The sequence below is a fragment of the Emticicia fontis genome (assembly GCF_054779675.1).
Genome location: NZ_BAAGXU010000066.1, coordinates 303,429 through 319,168, shown reverse-complemented (window position 1 = coordinate 319,168; position 15,740 = coordinate 303,429). Strand labels below are relative to the sequence as shown.

Annotated in this window: 13 protein-coding genes; 7 read left to right on the top strand and 6 right to left on the bottom strand. The window is 37.2% G+C overall.

Annotated elements, in window-relative coordinates; translation table 11 throughout:
- Nucleotides 1-100 precede the first annotated feature (100 nt).
- From sppA to ACYVFA_RS26750, 3 genes are all read right to left on the bottom strand, one after another.
- Nucleotides 101-1,870 (bottom strand): signal peptide peptidase SppA, encoded by a 1,770-nt coding sequence (gene sppA, locus ACYVFA_RS26760; protein WP_460474933.1) that lies wholly within the window; start codon nt 1,868-1,870, stop codon nt 101-103.
- 249 nt (nt 1,871-2,119) lie between these two features.
- A complete protein-coding gene (locus tag ACYVFA_RS26755; protein WP_460474932.1) occupies nt 2,120-3,514 on the bottom strand; it encodes an MBL fold metallo-hydrolase in 1,395 nt (464 codons plus the stop codon).
- A 139-nt stretch (nt 3,515-3,653) separates the two neighbouring features.
- Nucleotides 3,654-5,147, bottom strand: a complete 1,494-nt coding sequence (locus tag ACYVFA_RS26750) for a GH3 auxin-responsive promoter family protein (protein WP_460474931.1) — start codon at nt 5,145-5,147, stop codon at nt 3,654-3,656.
- A 370-nt stretch (nt 5,148-5,517) separates the two neighbouring features.
- Here ACYVFA_RS26750 and ACYVFA_RS26745 point away from each other — a divergent pair, with 370 nt between their 5' ends.
- From ACYVFA_RS26745 to ACYVFA_RS26725, 5 genes are all read left to right on the top strand, one after another.
- On the top strand, nt 5,518-6,549 hold the full coding sequence (locus ACYVFA_RS26745; protein WP_101728069.1) for a rod shape-determining protein: 1,032 nt from the start codon (nt 5,518-5,520) through the stop codon (nt 6,547-6,549).
- A gap of 78 nt (nt 6,550-6,627) precedes the next feature.
- Nucleotides 6,628-7,500, top strand: coding sequence for a rod shape-determining protein MreC (mreC, locus tag ACYVFA_RS26740; RefSeq protein ID WP_460474930.1), 873 nt, complete (start codon nt 6,628-6,630; stop codon nt 7,498-7,500).
- Between the two features lie 52 nt (nt 7,501-7,552).
- Nucleotides 7,553-8,059, top strand: a complete 507-nt coding sequence (locus ACYVFA_RS26735) for a hypothetical protein (protein ID WP_130019009.1) — start codon at nt 7,553-7,555, stop codon at nt 8,057-8,059.
- A gap of 66 nt (nt 8,060-8,125) precedes the next feature.
- Nucleotides 8,126-9,322, top strand: coding sequence for a serine hydrolase domain-containing protein (locus tag ACYVFA_RS26730; RefSeq protein WP_460474929.1), 1,197 nt, complete (start codon nt 8,126-8,128; stop codon nt 9,320-9,322).
- A gap of 57 nt (nt 9,323-9,379) precedes the next feature.
- A complete protein-coding gene (locus ACYVFA_RS26725) occupies nt 9,380-11,188 on the top strand; it encodes a MutS-related protein (protein ID WP_460474928.1) in 1,809 nt (602 codons plus the stop codon).
- A gap of 74 nt (nt 11,189-11,262) precedes the next feature.
- Here ACYVFA_RS26725 and ACYVFA_RS26720 read toward each other — a convergent pair whose 3' ends face one another.
- The 3 genes from ACYVFA_RS26720 to ACYVFA_RS26710 form a co-directional block, all read right to left on the bottom strand.
- A complete protein-coding gene (locus tag ACYVFA_RS26720) occupies nt 11,263-12,405 on the bottom strand; it encodes a hypothetical protein (protein WP_460474927.1) in 1,143 nt (380 codons plus the stop codon).
- Between the two features lie 250 nt (nt 12,406-12,655).
- On the bottom strand, nt 12,656-13,390 hold the full coding sequence (locus ACYVFA_RS26715) for a polyprenol monophosphomannose synthase (RefSeq protein WP_460474926.1): 735 nt from the start codon (nt 13,388-13,390) through the stop codon (nt 12,656-12,658).
- Between the two features lie 25 nt (nt 13,391-13,415).
- Nucleotides 13,416-13,781, bottom strand: coding sequence for a DUF4296 domain-containing protein (locus tag ACYVFA_RS26710; RefSeq protein WP_460474925.1), 366 nt, complete (start codon nt 13,779-13,781; stop codon nt 13,416-13,418).
- 112 nt (nt 13,782-13,893) lie between these two features.
- Here ACYVFA_RS26710 and ACYVFA_RS26705 point away from each other — a divergent pair, with 112 nt between their 5' ends.
- Complete coding sequence (locus ACYVFA_RS26705) at nt 13,894-14,757, top strand: DUF58 domain-containing protein (protein ID WP_460474924.1); 864 nt, start codon at nt 13,894-13,896, stop codon at nt 14,755-14,757.
- 4 nt (nt 14,758-14,761) lie between these two features.
- Entirely contained in the window at nt 14,762-15,682 is a 921-nt protein-coding gene (locus ACYVFA_RS26700; RefSeq protein ID WP_460474923.1) for a hypothetical protein, read from the top strand.
- Nucleotides 15,683-15,740 lie beyond the last annotated feature (58 nt).

The window sequence follows — 15,740 nt, the reverse complement described above, 5'->3', positions numbered from 1 at the left end:
ATAAAGCTGATAGCTATAAAAAAGAAGAGAGAATAAAGTACAAAGGTAGCACTTTTTTCTCTCTTCTTTTGGTTTTATTGACGGGGCTTATGCCCGGCTATTATTTTACTTCTAATTCAAATGGTATTCTAGCCTGTAATTTGTCCATCGTTTGAAGCGTTTTTATCTGCTTGGCAAATGGAGCAAATGCACCTAAATAGGCTCTCACTTTTTCTTCTTCCTTGTCTTTGCTGAATTTATCAAAGAGTGCCTCAAATCCTGATTTCTCAATCGGATAATATTTTACTCTATAATCGCCTTCTTTTAATTTAGCTTTTTGAGCCGCAATTCTAATGGCATCATCAATACCACCTAATACGTCAACCAAGCCATTCGCTTTGGCCTGTGTGCCTGTCCATACTCTACCACCAGCAATAGCTTTTAGTTGATCAACACTCATGTGGCGACCTTTGGCGGCTTTAGCCGTGAAAGTTTCATAGCCATGATTTACACTGTTCTGAATCATCATTTTTTCGGCATCACTCATCGTACGGGTTGCTGATGGGAAATCAGAGAATTTATGTGAACCAACCGCATCGAAAGTAATACCTAGTTTCTGGTTCATTAGTGTTTCTACATTGAAAATCATTCCGAAAATACCAATAGAACCTGTAATAGTTGTTGGACGAGCCACGATCGTATCGCAAGACATCGCCATATAATAGCCACCCGAAGCAGCATAATCACCCATAGAAGCAATGACAGGTTTTACTTTTTTTGTCAATTCAACTTCTCTCCACATCACATCAGATGCTAATGAGCTACCTCCACCAGAATTAATTCTTAATACTATGGCTTTTACTTTAGAATCATTACGAGCCTTTTGTAATTCCTTTACAATTTTATCAGAGCCTATATTACCGTCTTCGCCTTCACCAGTCACGATATCCCCTTCACCTACAATTACTGCAATTTTTCTGGAAAGACTTCCTTCTTTTACATATTTATCAGCTTTCAGATATTTATTTAAGGTAACGTATTCAATCTTTTTGTCTTTATCTAAATGTAATTGGTGGCGAAGTGCCTGCTCAAATTCATCCCAATAGCCTGTATTGGTAATTAACTTATATTTTACTGCATCGCCAGGTTCCTGAATTAAGGCATTATTCAAAATATTGTTCAATTCATCCATTGGGATATTTCTTGATTTTGAAATATCGCCATAGAAACGTGCAGCAATGTCGTTGATAAAAGACTGCGTCTGCTCGCGGTTCGCATCACTCATATTGGTTCTGAAAAACGGCTCAACTGCACTTTTATATTCACCTACTCTGAAAATCTCAGGTTTTACACCGATTTTCTCAAATAAGCCTTTCATAAAAGTATATTTCGCATTGAGGCCATTAAAGTCTAAGCCACCACTTGGTGTCAGGTAAATCTTATCAGCTACGGAAGCGAGGTAAACCGAACCTTCCGACATAACTTCGGCATACGAATACACAAACTTTTTAGATTTTTTGAAATCTTCCAGATAACTTCTGATTTCCTCTAAAGTAGCAAAACCTGCAGATGGATATTCAGCGTGTAAATAAATACCCTCAATATTCGGATCTAGCTTGGCATTGGCAATAGCTTCTTTGATTTGCGGCAAACCTATTTTTCCAGGACCACGGCCACCAGATAAAAGCTCAGTAAATGGATCTTCTTGCGGAGTGTTTTCGGTAATGATTTGATTGAGGTCTATTTTTAAGACAGAATTTTTGGATACAGTCGTTTTTTCATCAGAATTAGACATCATTGAGCCGATACCTATCAATATAAAAATGCTAATTATTCCAAACAGAAAGAGGCCAACGATTGTCGCAAAGACATATTTCAAAAATTGTAACATGGTTTATAAAACGGTATAGTTATTAGAGTTTTCACGCGATAAAACCGGTTTAGGATACAAAATAAACAGCAGTTTGAAGTGTAAGTTTATGTACACTAGTACCCAAATGGTTTTAATATACAAAAGTATATGTATATACAGTAATTTGCATCAATATTATGATAAATGGCGGAAGTTTTAGCTAAGAGGAAATTTGAGATGATAAGGAAAAAGGCGCTTATATCTAAGATTGATATAAGCGCCTGATTTTTAATGAGAAGAGACTAAATCAGAAGTTGGTAATAATTGCTTAATGGCGCCAATACCACCTTCAACATTGACTACATTATCAAAACCTCTTGATTTTAATATTGAGGCAGCAATCATTGAGCGATAACCTCCTGCACAATGAATAAAATTAATTGCTTTCTTCGAAAACTCACCCATATTCTCACTTATATAGGCCAAGGGTATATTATCAGCATTGACTAGATGTTCTGTTTCGTATTCACTACTTTTACGAACATCCTTTACTGTAATATCTCCTTCAAGGTATATATTACGAAACTCTTGTGGAGAAATAGATTCAATACTATCAGTTTCTTTACCTGCTTCTTTCCATGCCTCAATACCTCCTTCCAGATAACCTAATATATTATCATAACCTACTCGTGATAAGCGGGTAATCACTTCCTTTTCCAAACCTGCCTCTGCTACAAATATGATAGGTTGTTGAATATCGGTTATCAATGTACCAACCCAGGGCGCAAAATCGCCTTTGATACCAATATTAATACTATTGGGTATGAATGCGTCTTTAAATTCAGCGGATTGGCGGGTGTCCAGAATAATCGCTCCGGTTTCATTAGCAGCTACTTCAAAAGCTTCAGGTGATAATGCCTGTAAGCCTGACTCCATTACAGTTTCTAAGCTTGCCGAGCCTGTTTTATTCAATTGAACGTTTTTCGGGAAATAGTAGGGTGGGGGTGTCAGGCCATCTGTAACAGCTTTGATGAAGTCTTCTTTGCTTTGTTCCTGCAAGGCGTAGTTTACCTGTTTCTGATGCCCCAATGAATCGAATGTTTCCTTACTCATATTTTTTCCACATGCCGAGCCTGCGCCATGAGCCGGATAGACAATGAGATGGTCAGATAAAGGAAGGATTTTATTTCTTAAAGAATCGTATAAATGTCCGGCCAGATCATGTACGGTCAGGTCTGATTTTTGAGCAAGGTCAGGGCGACCAACATCTCCGATAAATAGTGTATCTCCTGTGAAAATACAATACTCTTTACCATTTTCATCGAATAGCAAATAGCACGAAGATTCCATCGTATGGCCGGGGGTATGCAGAACTTTTATTTTGATTTTACCTAGCTTAAACACTTGTTCATCAGTAGCAATAATACTCTCAAAGGCAGGATTGGCATTGGGGCCATAGACAATCGGGGCATTGGTTTTTTGCGACAATTCTAAATGACCAGAAACAAAATCTGCGTGGAAGTGGGTCTCAAAAATGTATTTGATGATGGCTCCACTTTTCTTAGCTTTATTAATATAAGTGTTTACTTCGCGTAAAGGGTCAATAATGGCAGCTTCTCCTTCTGATTCAATATAATAGGCTCCTTGTGCCAGACAACCCGTGTAGATTTGTTCGACTTTCATATTTGTTGATGCAATGTTGGTTGATTTTTCAACGTGAAATTAAAAAAAAATGTTCATATACGACTTATTATAAAGGCGCACATGAACATGATTCTAGTCATATTTTACTTAATGAAACTCTGTGGTTAAACTCAAAATCCTAAACCATCTTTCCCAATTCATCAGCAATTTTGCGGTCATTGGATAAACGAGGAACTTTGTTCTGGCCACCTAATTTCCCTTGTGAACGCATATAGTTGATAAAGGCATCTCTTTTCAATGAGGTAATAACTAACGGCCTGAGAATACTACCCGTAATCAAATCATCATAATAGACATTCAATTTAATCATTCTCTCATCTAAATCTTTGGCAAACTGCTCCATATTTTTCGGAGGTGTAGCAAATTCAATCAGCCATTCATGATAGGGAAGCCCGTCGGCTGCGGTTACCATAGGAGCAACAGTAAACTCTATTACTTCCACTTCCGGGTGACGTTCGCAGGCAAATTTCATTGCTTTTTCTACCTCTTCCCCAATCACGTGTTCACCAAAAGCTGAGATGAAATGTTTGATTCTACCAGATACAATTACTTTATATGGATTAAGAGAAACAAACTTAACGGTATCACCGATAGAGTAACCCCATAGTCCGGCATTATTGTTAATGACTAACGCATAGTTCTTTCCTAACTCAACCTCTTCAATACTCAGGCGAGTAGGTTTTTCATTGAAATACTCATCAGCAGGAATGAATTCATAGAAGATTCCGGTATTTAATAACAATAACATTCCCGGATCATGCTGCTCATTCTGATAAGCAAAGAAGCCTTCAGAAGCTGGGTATAATTCTACCGAATCGACCGGTTTACCGATGGATTCAAAAAGCTTTGCCCGATAAGGTTCAAAATTTACACCACCATAGACAAATAAATCAAAATGCGGAAAAACATCTTTTATCTTTTTACCCGTGCGAGCCTGAATTCTATCAAAATACATTTGTACCCAGGGCGGAATGCCAGAAATAAGGCTCATGGGTTGATTGATGGTTTCATCAATTATTTTCTCCAGTTTTTCTTCCCAGTCTTCAATACAATTGGTTTCATAAGAAGGCATACGATTGCTTTGCAGATAAGCCGGAACATGGTGCGTCGAAATCCCTGAAAGTCGACCGATATGGATACCATGTTTTTCTTTCATCACAGGGCTACCCGATAGAAAAATGAGCTTATAATCTAAAAACGATGATTTGCCCGTTTCATTGATATAATTGAGCAAGGCATTCTTGGCTGAATCAATATGATTATGGATAGAATCTTTGGAGATGGGGATATATTTGGTGCCCGAAGTAGTGCCCGAAGTTTTGGCAAAGTAAAGAGGCTTACCCGGCCATAGTACATTTTCTTCGCCTTCCAGAATCTGATTGATATAGTGCTTCACATCTTCATAATCACGCACAGGAATGGCCTGTTTGTAATCTTCGTAAGACTGTATATCCTTAAAATGATGGTCTTTGCCAAAGGTAGTATTGCCGGCTTGCTCAACAAGTTTTTGTCTCCATTCAGCCTGAACTTGTGCCGAGCGGGCAATCCATTTTTTTTGTTGGGCAACTACGTAAGCCGCCAGAGGTTTACTTAATATTGAACGAATTCCCATAATGAGGCAAATATAGGATTTTAGAACAAACTTTGTTTAAATGCATACGTTTGTTTGTGGGCAACATAAATTATATACGTGCTTTTGCGATGCTTCCAAAACAAATAAAACGGTATTTTGTTATAACATTTGTGCAAATTTACAATCAAAATCAAACAATAAGTGACTGGTTAAATTATTTACAAATTTTAATTTCTTATAAAAATTCAAAAAAAACCTCCCAAAGTAAAATAGGGCAAGATTTCGTTGAATTTATTTATACTATTCGACCAATTAAAAAGTAAAAAATTTATTTTTCACAAAACTTTGCAAATAATAATTGTAAATTTGCGGGCAAATTTAAAAAACTCATTAACTCATAAAGCTCGATATGGCTGGATTGTTTAACTTTCTCACGAGTGACATCGCGATTGACCTGGGTACCGCTAATACCCTTATTATCTACAAGGACCAGATTGTGGTAGATGAACCTTCTATTATTGCTTTGGACAAAATTACCGGAAAAGTGTTGGCGATAGGACACAAAGCAATGCAAATGCATGAAAAAACAAACGAAAATATAAAAACTATCCGTCCATTAAAAGATGGAGTAATTGCCGACTTTACCGCTGCCGAATTAATGATTCGCGGAATGATTAAAATGATTGAAACCGGTCGTAACTGGTTTTTCTCACCATCACACCGCATGGTAGTTTGTATTCCGTCTGGTATTACTGAGGTAGAAAAACGTGCGGTTAAGGATTCATGTGAGCACGCAGGTGCGAAAGAAGTATATATGGTGCATGAACCTATTGCAGCGGCTATCGGAATCGGTATTGATATTGAGCAACCAAACGGCTCAATGATTGCTGATATTGGTGGTGGTACTACTGAGATTGCAGTTATCGCGCTTTCGGGTATTGTTTGTGAGGCTTCTATCCGTATTGCAGGAGACTTGTTTACAAGAGATATAGTAGATTATATGCGTCGTGAGCACAACTTGTTAATCGGCGAGCGTTCAGCAGAGTTTATTAAAATTCAGGTAGGTGCTGCTTTACCTGACTTAGATAATCCGCCGGCTGATATCGAAATCCGTGGTCGTGACTTGATGACAGGTATTCCGAAAGAAATTAAAGTTACTTATAGCGAAATCGCTTACGCTTTAGATAAGTCTATCTCGAAAATTGAAGAGGCGATTATGCGTGCGCTTGAAATGTCTCCACCTGAGCTTTCTGCCGATATCTACGAAAACGGTATTTATCTGACGGGTGGCGGTGCTTTATTGCATGGTTTAGACAAGCGTTTAGCTATCAAAACAAAACTTCCTATTCACGTAGCTGATGATCCACTTCGTGCGGTAGTACGCGGAACCGGCGAGGTTTTGAAAAATATAGAAAAATATAGAGCTGTTATTGTTCAGTAGATTTAATAAGCTTCAAGCTATGGGCTACAAGTTGTGTTACATAACTTGTAGCTTGTAGTTTCAATACAACAAAGACTTATGTCGCAACTCTTCCGTTTAATATTTCGGATACGAAATTTCCTATTGTTTGTAATTTTAGAATTGGTTAGTTTCTGGTTAATAGTGAAGAACGACTATTACTGGGATGTATCCTTTTTTAATACTTCAAACTACTACGCTGCTAAAACCCTCGAAGCTTCTAATTATGTAAAAAACTACATGAATCTGGGAAAGGAAAACGAACGTCTGGCCATGGAAAATTCTGAGTTAAAAAAAACAATGATTGCCATGCAACAGCTAAAGGGTCGTGAGGGAGACTACTATAAGGTAGATTCGGCTTTTGCTCAAAGATTTGAATTTAAAGTGGCCAAAGTGGTAAACAATACAGTGAATTTATCGAAAAACTATCTGACGATTGATAAAGGTAAATTAGACGGTATTGAGCCAGGTATGGGGGTTATTTGTCCGCAAGGAGTTGTGGGACAGGTGATGCAATGTTCAGACCATTTTTCTCGTGTATACTCTATTCTCCATTCAGAGTTCAATGTATCAAGTGAGGTGAAAAATCAGGCATTAAGAGTGAAGAGCGACAAGGCTCTGGGTATTGCCAGATGGGGTGGCCTCAATCCAAGAGTAATTGACCTGACAACTATCGACAGATTCAAGCCTATCAAACAAGGCGACTCTGTGACAACTTCTGAGCAGAACGTTATTTTCCCGTCAGGCACAATGCTGGGTAAAATTCGTAAGCTCAGCGCTAAACAAGATCAGGCCTTTTTTGATATAGAAGTTGAGTTAGCAACCGATTTTCAGAACATATCTTATGTATATGTGGTGAACAATAAGTTGAAAAACGAACAGGAGAAACTGGAAGAAAGTACCAAAGTTGATTTAAAAAATAAGAAACAATAGATAGCATAAGTAAACGCTACATACGCTATTTTAATCATACCCTGGACTATAAATGAATTCGCAAACAGTCATACGGTTAGTAGTTACCTTTTTTATTTATTTGTTATTACAGATTGTGGTGCTCCGCAATTTTGTATTTTTTGATGTAGCTTTTTGCTTCGTTTATATTGCTTGTATCTTATTATTACCTGACGAGATTCCGCCTGTATGGGTTATATTGATTAGTTTCCTTACCGGACTACTGGTCGATATTTTTTATAATACCGCAGGGGTACATGCTTCGGCCAGTGTATTAGTCGGTTATCTCAGAGGGTACATCATAAAATTCCTTTTTCCGACAAAAGGTATTGAAAATGAGATTGTTATATCTTTAAAAGATATGGGCGCCGAGCGCTTTGTTCGTTATGTGGCAATTCTGACTTTGATACACCACTCGACTCTGTTTTTTGTGGAAGCAGGAGGCTTTGCTTTCTTCCTTATTACGATTCTGAAAATCATTTGTAGTGTAGTTTTCACTTCTTTTATGATTATTATTTTGCAGTACGTACGAGGAAATTAATGTTGGGATACACGGTTTTCGCAATCGTGTTGGGGTTTATGTAATGAATTTTTAGCGGGTTTAACAATGCGTTTGTATTTATATATTTTTGCTTTCTTCTCTTGTATTTCTATTTTTTCATGCCAAACCAAAACTACTGATTCCACTAAAGCGCCTCTGACGGAAGTAGATAGTGCCGAATTACGAAGAAAAGAGGCCAAAATCAGAAAAGATATTAAGGCCGATGTAAAGGCGGCTTTGATTGAGGAGGTGATGCAGAAGAAACTCGCACAAGGTTTCAACGGCAATGTGCTGATAGCTCAGAAAGATGTAATTGTTTACGAAAAAGCTTTCGGCTACGCTAGTTTTAAAGACACTGTTCGTAATGTACTCCAATCAAAATTTCAGTTAGCTTCTTTATCTAAAACCTTTACGGCAGTAGCAGTGATGAAACTGACCGAGCAAGGAAAACTGGCGTTAGATAATACCGTAAAAGATTATTTTCCTGAATTTCCTTACGATGGTGTGACAGTCCGCAGTTTACTCTGCCACCGCTCGGGTTTGCCTTTCTATCAATATACTTTCGATAAAATTGTAAGAGAAGGTAAGCTATATCCAACCAATCAGGATATTATGCGTTGGTTTGCCAAAGCAGTGCCTGTGCCACCCATATTCAATAAGCCTGATCATTTCTTTAGCTATAACAATACCAATTTTGCTATTCTGGCAGCCTTAGTTGAAAAAGCCTCAGGAAAATCATTTGATGAGTATATGCGTGAAAACATCTTCACACCTATCGGTATGAAAAATTCTTTCATTGCTACTACCAAAAATGACTCGATTAATATCAACCGTACTTACGGCTATCAGTTTGGACAAAGATTACCAAAGGATTATTATGATGATGTGACAGGTGATAAGGGTGTGTATTCAACTGTAGAAGATTTATTGAAATGGTATAAAGCTTTGAGAGATAATACTCTTATTTCGAAAGAGTCTTTCAAAGAAATGGTTTTACCACGAAGCTTCGAACATCCCGGCTTACGTAATTATGGATACGGTTTCAGGTTGTGGGTAGACTCCAAACAAAAGACTGATTATGTCTACCATACAGGTTGGTGGAAAGGCTATAATACCATCATGTTTTTCGATCCTCGCGAAGACTTTGTTATCATTCTCCTGAGCAACCGCTACAATCGTTCTGTATACAATATCAAAGAAATAGTAGATATAATGCATGGCGGTAAACAATCTTCTATGGAAGAAAATATTCTTGACGAGTAGAACTTTTTACACTTATAGAGAGTATTAAATTAGAGCATGTTTAAATCAGGTTTAAACATGCTTTTTAGTATCACCAACCCACAAAACAAAATTATGAACTATCAGCGTATTGCCAGCGATGCTACCGCATTTATAAAAAAAAACAAATCCACTGCCAACCAGATTTCTTATTTACGGCTTTTTTTAGCTATTCTTGAAGCGTATCTCCTGTTTATGATTATCAGAGATGGCTCAAGTACTTTATTGGTTATCAGTGCCTTTGTAGTAGCTGCTGCCTTTTTTTTCTTTGTTAATTTACATCAGAAAATCCTTGAAAAAATTCAATATCATGAGTCAATGCTAAAGGTTTGTGAGAATGAAATCTTAGCAGCCGAGGGTATTTGCGATCAGTTTAAGAATGGGAAAGAATATGAAGATAAAACCCACTTTTTTTCTTACGATTTAGATGTTTTTGGTAATCATTCTATTTTTCAATTATTAAATAGAACTATCACCAAATCAGGGAGTGATGCCTTGGCTCATCAACTAAAATTTCCTTTCCTGACCAGAGAAGCGATTGAGTCAAGACAAGTAGCTGTTGAAGAACTAAGTCAGAAAATTGACTGGCGGGTAAATTTTTTAGCTACCGGAAATCTATTGGAAAAAGATGAAACTAAATACCAGGAATTACTTAAATGGCTTAAAAGTGAAGATATAGACTTGATAGGCAAGCTCAAATTCTTATTGTGGTTAGTGCCAGCCGTCAATTCCATTATACTAGGTTTGTGGATTTTTGATGTCATTAATTTCAAGATATGGTTATTGACCCTGATTTTACAATCGGGTTTCTCCTTTGTTAACCAAAAGAAACTCAATTCATTATATCGGAATGTTAGCAAGAATACATCGAATTTGCAGAGATATATTCAATTATTTCAGATCATTGAAAAAGAAGAGTTCAAAGCACCGATATTGAGCACTTGGAAGGATACTTTAGCTGAACCCTCATATATTTCAATTGCTATCCAAAAACTGTCTACTATCTCAGCTTATTTTGCTATCCGAAACAGTTTCTTTGCTCCTGTGCTGAACGCCTTTTTCCTATGGGATTATCAATGTGCTCATCGCTTCGAGATTTGGAAAAGACAATATAGCGGAGAACTCCTGCAAGCCTTTACGATATTGCATGAGTGGGAAGTTCTGGTAAGCATTGCCTGTTATGATTTTGCCAATAATAATTATACCGTTCCTCAGGTTTCAGATCGTACTATTCTTGACGTGACACAATTAGGGCATCCGCTGCTTAAAAAAGGGAAGAGTGTTAATAATGATTTCAGAATTAATGCAAGTGAGCAGATATTTATAGTAACGGGGGCTAATATGGCTGGAAAAAGCACATTCCTGAGGGCAATAGGTGCAAACTTCATATTAGCCATGCTTGGGGCAAGAGTAAGGGCAGAGAAGTTTATATTCAAGCCGATTCAGGTCTATACCTGTATGCGTATTACAGACTCTATAGATGAAGGAGAATCTTATTTCCATGCCGAATTGCTACGTTTACAAAACGCAGTTAAAATGCTTGAAACAGGCAAAGAGATATTTGTGATATTAGATGAGCTATTAAAAGGCACAAACTCTAAAGACAAACTGCAAGGCTCAGAATTGTTTTTAGAAAAGCTGATTCAATACAAAACCGCCTTCGGAATGATTGCCACCCATGATTTAGACCTGACGAATATGGCAGCTAAATATCCGGAGAAGATTAAAAACATCTGCTTTGAAATCATCATAGCCGGAGACAAAATGACATTCGATTATAAATTAAGAAACGGTGTTACGCAAAACATGAATGCCCTGTTTCTGATGAAGCAGATGGGGATTGTGTAGTGTGTAAAACCTGAAAGTAAAATCGCTTTGTAAAATTCAATTTTACAAAGCGATTTTACTTTTATAAGAAGCTATTATCTTACACTGACTAGCACATTGATTTTTCCTGTTTGACCATTGAAGTCTTCTAAGGCTTTCCCAATTACTTGTCCTATTTTTATTTTCTTAGGGTTACCTTTCATGGCATAGCCTGTGCGTGAAGAAGTTACCAGCATATCTCCAATATGAATTTTACCCCCTTCATTACATACTTTAGTTGGTATTACCCCTACTACACCCATAGGAACTTTATCTGATATATCTGTATCAATATTTTCTTCCGTTAATAATACGCCTGGTTTGGTAGCATATACTCCTGCAACTAAAGTAGAATAAGATTTAGAAGACTTTTCAACTGCGCGCTTTTTGCTTGTGGCTATTACCAATACGTCTCCCGCTTCATAAGCATTAGTGGTGCCAATTACATCAAAAGCTTCAGCAATATCAGCACCACTATTTTGAGTACCCCCATTAAAGAAACCTTTTCCGGTCTTGTCAATTCTGGCTACATTAGTTAAAGAACTTTGAAAAACAGCTATATTTCCGCTCTGACCTGTATGATTAGCTACAAGCGTAGCTCCTATACCGGCAGTTGTACAATAAACAGCAGGCTTAGAATTATTTGCATTGGTAACTACAAAATAGGCAGCTCTTCCCATTCCTGTGTTATAACCGTTTATGGCATCACCAACACCTTTATGCTCCATACTAAAACCATCTCTATCGTTTTGAGGATTAGTAAGAATAAATAGGTTTCCAATGCCAAGACCATTGCTTGTTCCGGTTAATATGGTACCAGTATTACTCTCATTATCTATCTTGAAATATCCCACAGTACCTCCTTTTCCATTAGTCGATGCTTCTAAGACTATACCATTGTTAACTGTATTCAAAATTTGGAAACGCCCAGCTCCTCCTGTACCAAAAGTACTTGCATTAAGTGCATTGGCTGGATTTAGCGTATTAGTTATTCCAGCGAAAATGGCTCCTCCTGTACCATCGGTAGAACCAGCTAAGGCATAACTTGAATTGAACGGATGAAATATCATAAAGGAACCGACAATACCTGAAGGAGTATTATTCGTAAACAAGGTTGAACCAGGTTCAATACTTGAATAGGTTTGGGCTTGTACTAAGGCAGGTAAAAGAAATACAAGTGTAAATAGAGTTTTTTTCATAGCAATATGGAGTTTAAATGAGAAAATATAAAAAATAGGTAGCGGAATTTAGTGAAAACCTACTATTTCGCTTCATTTATCCAATAAATCACGCGAATAATTTATTAAAAGGAATTTTGAAGTATTAAAGGGCTGAAAGAAGGTAGATTTAAAGAAGTTTTCAGGTAAATACATCAAAAAAAAGCCCTGATTTAGCGCATGGAATCTGCTGTAAATCAAGGCATTAAATAAGAAAAAAAACAATATAGCTTTATCGCTTGAAACTCTTAAACCAACTCCAGACCTTCATCATCACTACCCCAAAAACAGCTTCTCTGAAAATCTTGGTCGACATCTTGGATACACCTTTAGTGCGGTCAGTAAAAATAATAGGTACTTCGGTAATATTGAATTTATAGAGGAAGGCATTAAACTTCATTTCTATCTGAAAGGCATAACCTACAAAGACAATCTTATCAAGCGGAATGGTCTTTAAAACTTCACGACGGTAGCAGATAAAACCGGCTGTAGGATCCATAATCTTCATACCAGTGATAAAGCGCACATATACTCCGGCAAAATAAGACATCAATACACGTCCCATTGGCCAGTTAACTACATTTACCCCTTTAATATATCGCGAACCGACAGCCACATCAAAGCCGTCTATTTTACAGGATTTAAATAGTTTTATCAGGTCATCAGGATTATGCGAGAAATCGGCATCCATTTCATAAATAAACTCATACCCTTGTTCTATAGCCCATTTGAAACCATGAATATAGGCCGTACCCAGGCCTAGTTTACCACTGCGCTCTATCAGATGCAGTTCGTTCGGATATTCGAGTTGTAATTCTTTTACCTGAAGCGCCGTACCATCAGGTGAGCCATCATCAATAATCAACACCTCAAATCTCTCATCCAGATGCATCACATTCCTGATAATCGCTTCTATATTCTCAATTTCGTTGTAGGTCGGTATGATAACAAGATTCTCTTTCGACATTTACTTATAGCTCTTTTTGGGTGTGTCAGTCTGTTTTAATTTGTTTGTTCTTTTTCTTCTCGTCCAGAATATTCAGTGTTTCATCATACACTTTTACCATCAATTCCGGATTCTGCGCATAGAATTGATAACTTGCCTTATAGTGAGCAGTATCTACTTTATATTTAGCCATAATTCTACGCTCATATTCCATATAAACCACTCTGGTAGAATCATAAGCCTGAAAACTCAATCGGTTTACTTTCGCCTCTGTTAGGTGAATATCTGCCAGAATCTTTGCCATAGTTTTTATATCAATCACATCATTGGGAGGAGTGGGGTCTCCTACACAGGAAATAAGTGTTGAAATAATGGCTAAATGCAAGATTATTTTTTTTGTCAGTATTTTCACTTTATCTTCGTTTTCAGATTAAAAAACAAATTACGGAAAAAAATAAGAAATTGAATACGTTAAAGTTTGTTAATCGCGCTAAAAAATTTGGGAAACTAATTGGCAAAAGACAGTGGTAGAAGATATAATCTCTAAACTCAACAAGTACGAAATTAAAATCCGTAAAGCTGTCGATTCGCAGATGCATGGCAATTTTCGTTCGGTTTTTAAAGGCTCCGGCCTGGAGTTTAGCGACTTGCGTACCTATCAGTATGGTGATGACGTTCGAACCATCGACTGGATTACTACCGCCAAAGGACACGGAGCGTACGTAAAGATTTTCAAGGAGGAGAAAGAACAGACTGTTTTCTTTATGCTGGATGTTAGTGCCTCACAGGAAGTAGGAAACTTCGGACAATTAAAATTAGATACAGCTAAAGAAATTTGTGGGGTATTGTCATTATCGGCCATTAAAGAGGCTGGGCACGTGGGGCTATATTGTTTTTCAGACCAGAAAGAACTCTATTTTAAACCAGCCAACGGCTTGAAACACGGGTACGAAATTATTCTGAGTCTTTTCAAAATGAAGCCTTTATCTCAGCAGACAAATATCCCAGCTGCCATAGGTTTCGCACTCAATATTCTGAAACGCCGGAGTGTCGTATTCTTGATTTCTGATTTTCTGGATAAAGACTATGAACACAACCTGAAAGCCTTGGCTCGTAAGCACGATTTAGTAGTGATTCATATTTACGACCAGAGAGAGATAAAACTCCCGAGCCTGGGGATTATACCTGTGCTTGATAAAGAAACTAAAAAGACCGTGTGGCTGAATACGTCTTCTCCTACTTTCAAAAAAGAAATGAAGGAAATGTTTGAAGATAACCAGCAACGTTTAGAGAAGCTTTGTAAACAACACAATGCAAACTATCTGGCTATCGATTCAAGAGAAGATTATGTTTCAAAACTTATACAATTGTTTAGAGTCAGAAAGTAAAATAATGTCTTATTCCAATCAATCTTATAAAATCAGATTCGCTGCTATTCGTATAATAGGTAGTGGGATAATGATTTTTTGTTTGATGCTTACTAATGCTTATTCCCAAAAGCCTGTCGGACGATTTTTAACTGATAGTGTCGAGCTAGGTCGCCCTTTTGATTATGCCCTGAGTTATTATCACTCACCCTCTGCCGAAGTGTTCTTTCCTGATACTACCTACAATTTCTATCCTTTCGAAATGGTGCGTCGGAATTATTTTACCACCAGTACTACTAATAATCAAAGTCTGGATAGCGTTGTGTATACTTTGGTTACTTTTGATATTAGCAAAACACAGAAATTTAACCTGCCCGTATATATATTAGGCAAACGAGACTGCACCGCCGTATTTGCTGCATTGGACTCAGTTTTTCTGAAAGAAATGATAAAGTCGAGTACTGATTCGTTGATGCTGAAACCAGATACTAAACTAATGCCTCTGGAACAGCAGGTAAATTATCCTAAAATTCTGGGTTATTTATTAGGCTTATTGGGTATTTTAGGTATTATTTATGCTTTTTTTGGTAGATGGATTGAGAAGCAATATCGACTTTTCATGTTTGGTCGCAGAAATAAAGAGTTTGTGAGTAATTATAGAAAAATAACGAAAGGCTCTTTGGATAGTGACAATATTGGCAAAGCACTTGTCATGTGGAAAGAGCATTTAGAATGGCTTGAAAATCGACCATATACCTCTTATACCAGTAAAGAAATTATCAACCGTCTTCCTGGTGAATTATTAGAAGATTCATTAAGAGATGTAGACACCGCTATTTATGGTGGTATCCTCTCTACACATATGCCTAAAGCAATGAACGTTTTGCTGGATAAGGCTGTTGAATTATATCGGAAACGCCGCGAAGAACTGGCGCTCAATTCATAAACTAAATATTTTGATTGATACCTGAAATAATAGGTAAACTGCACAATCATCTCATAAA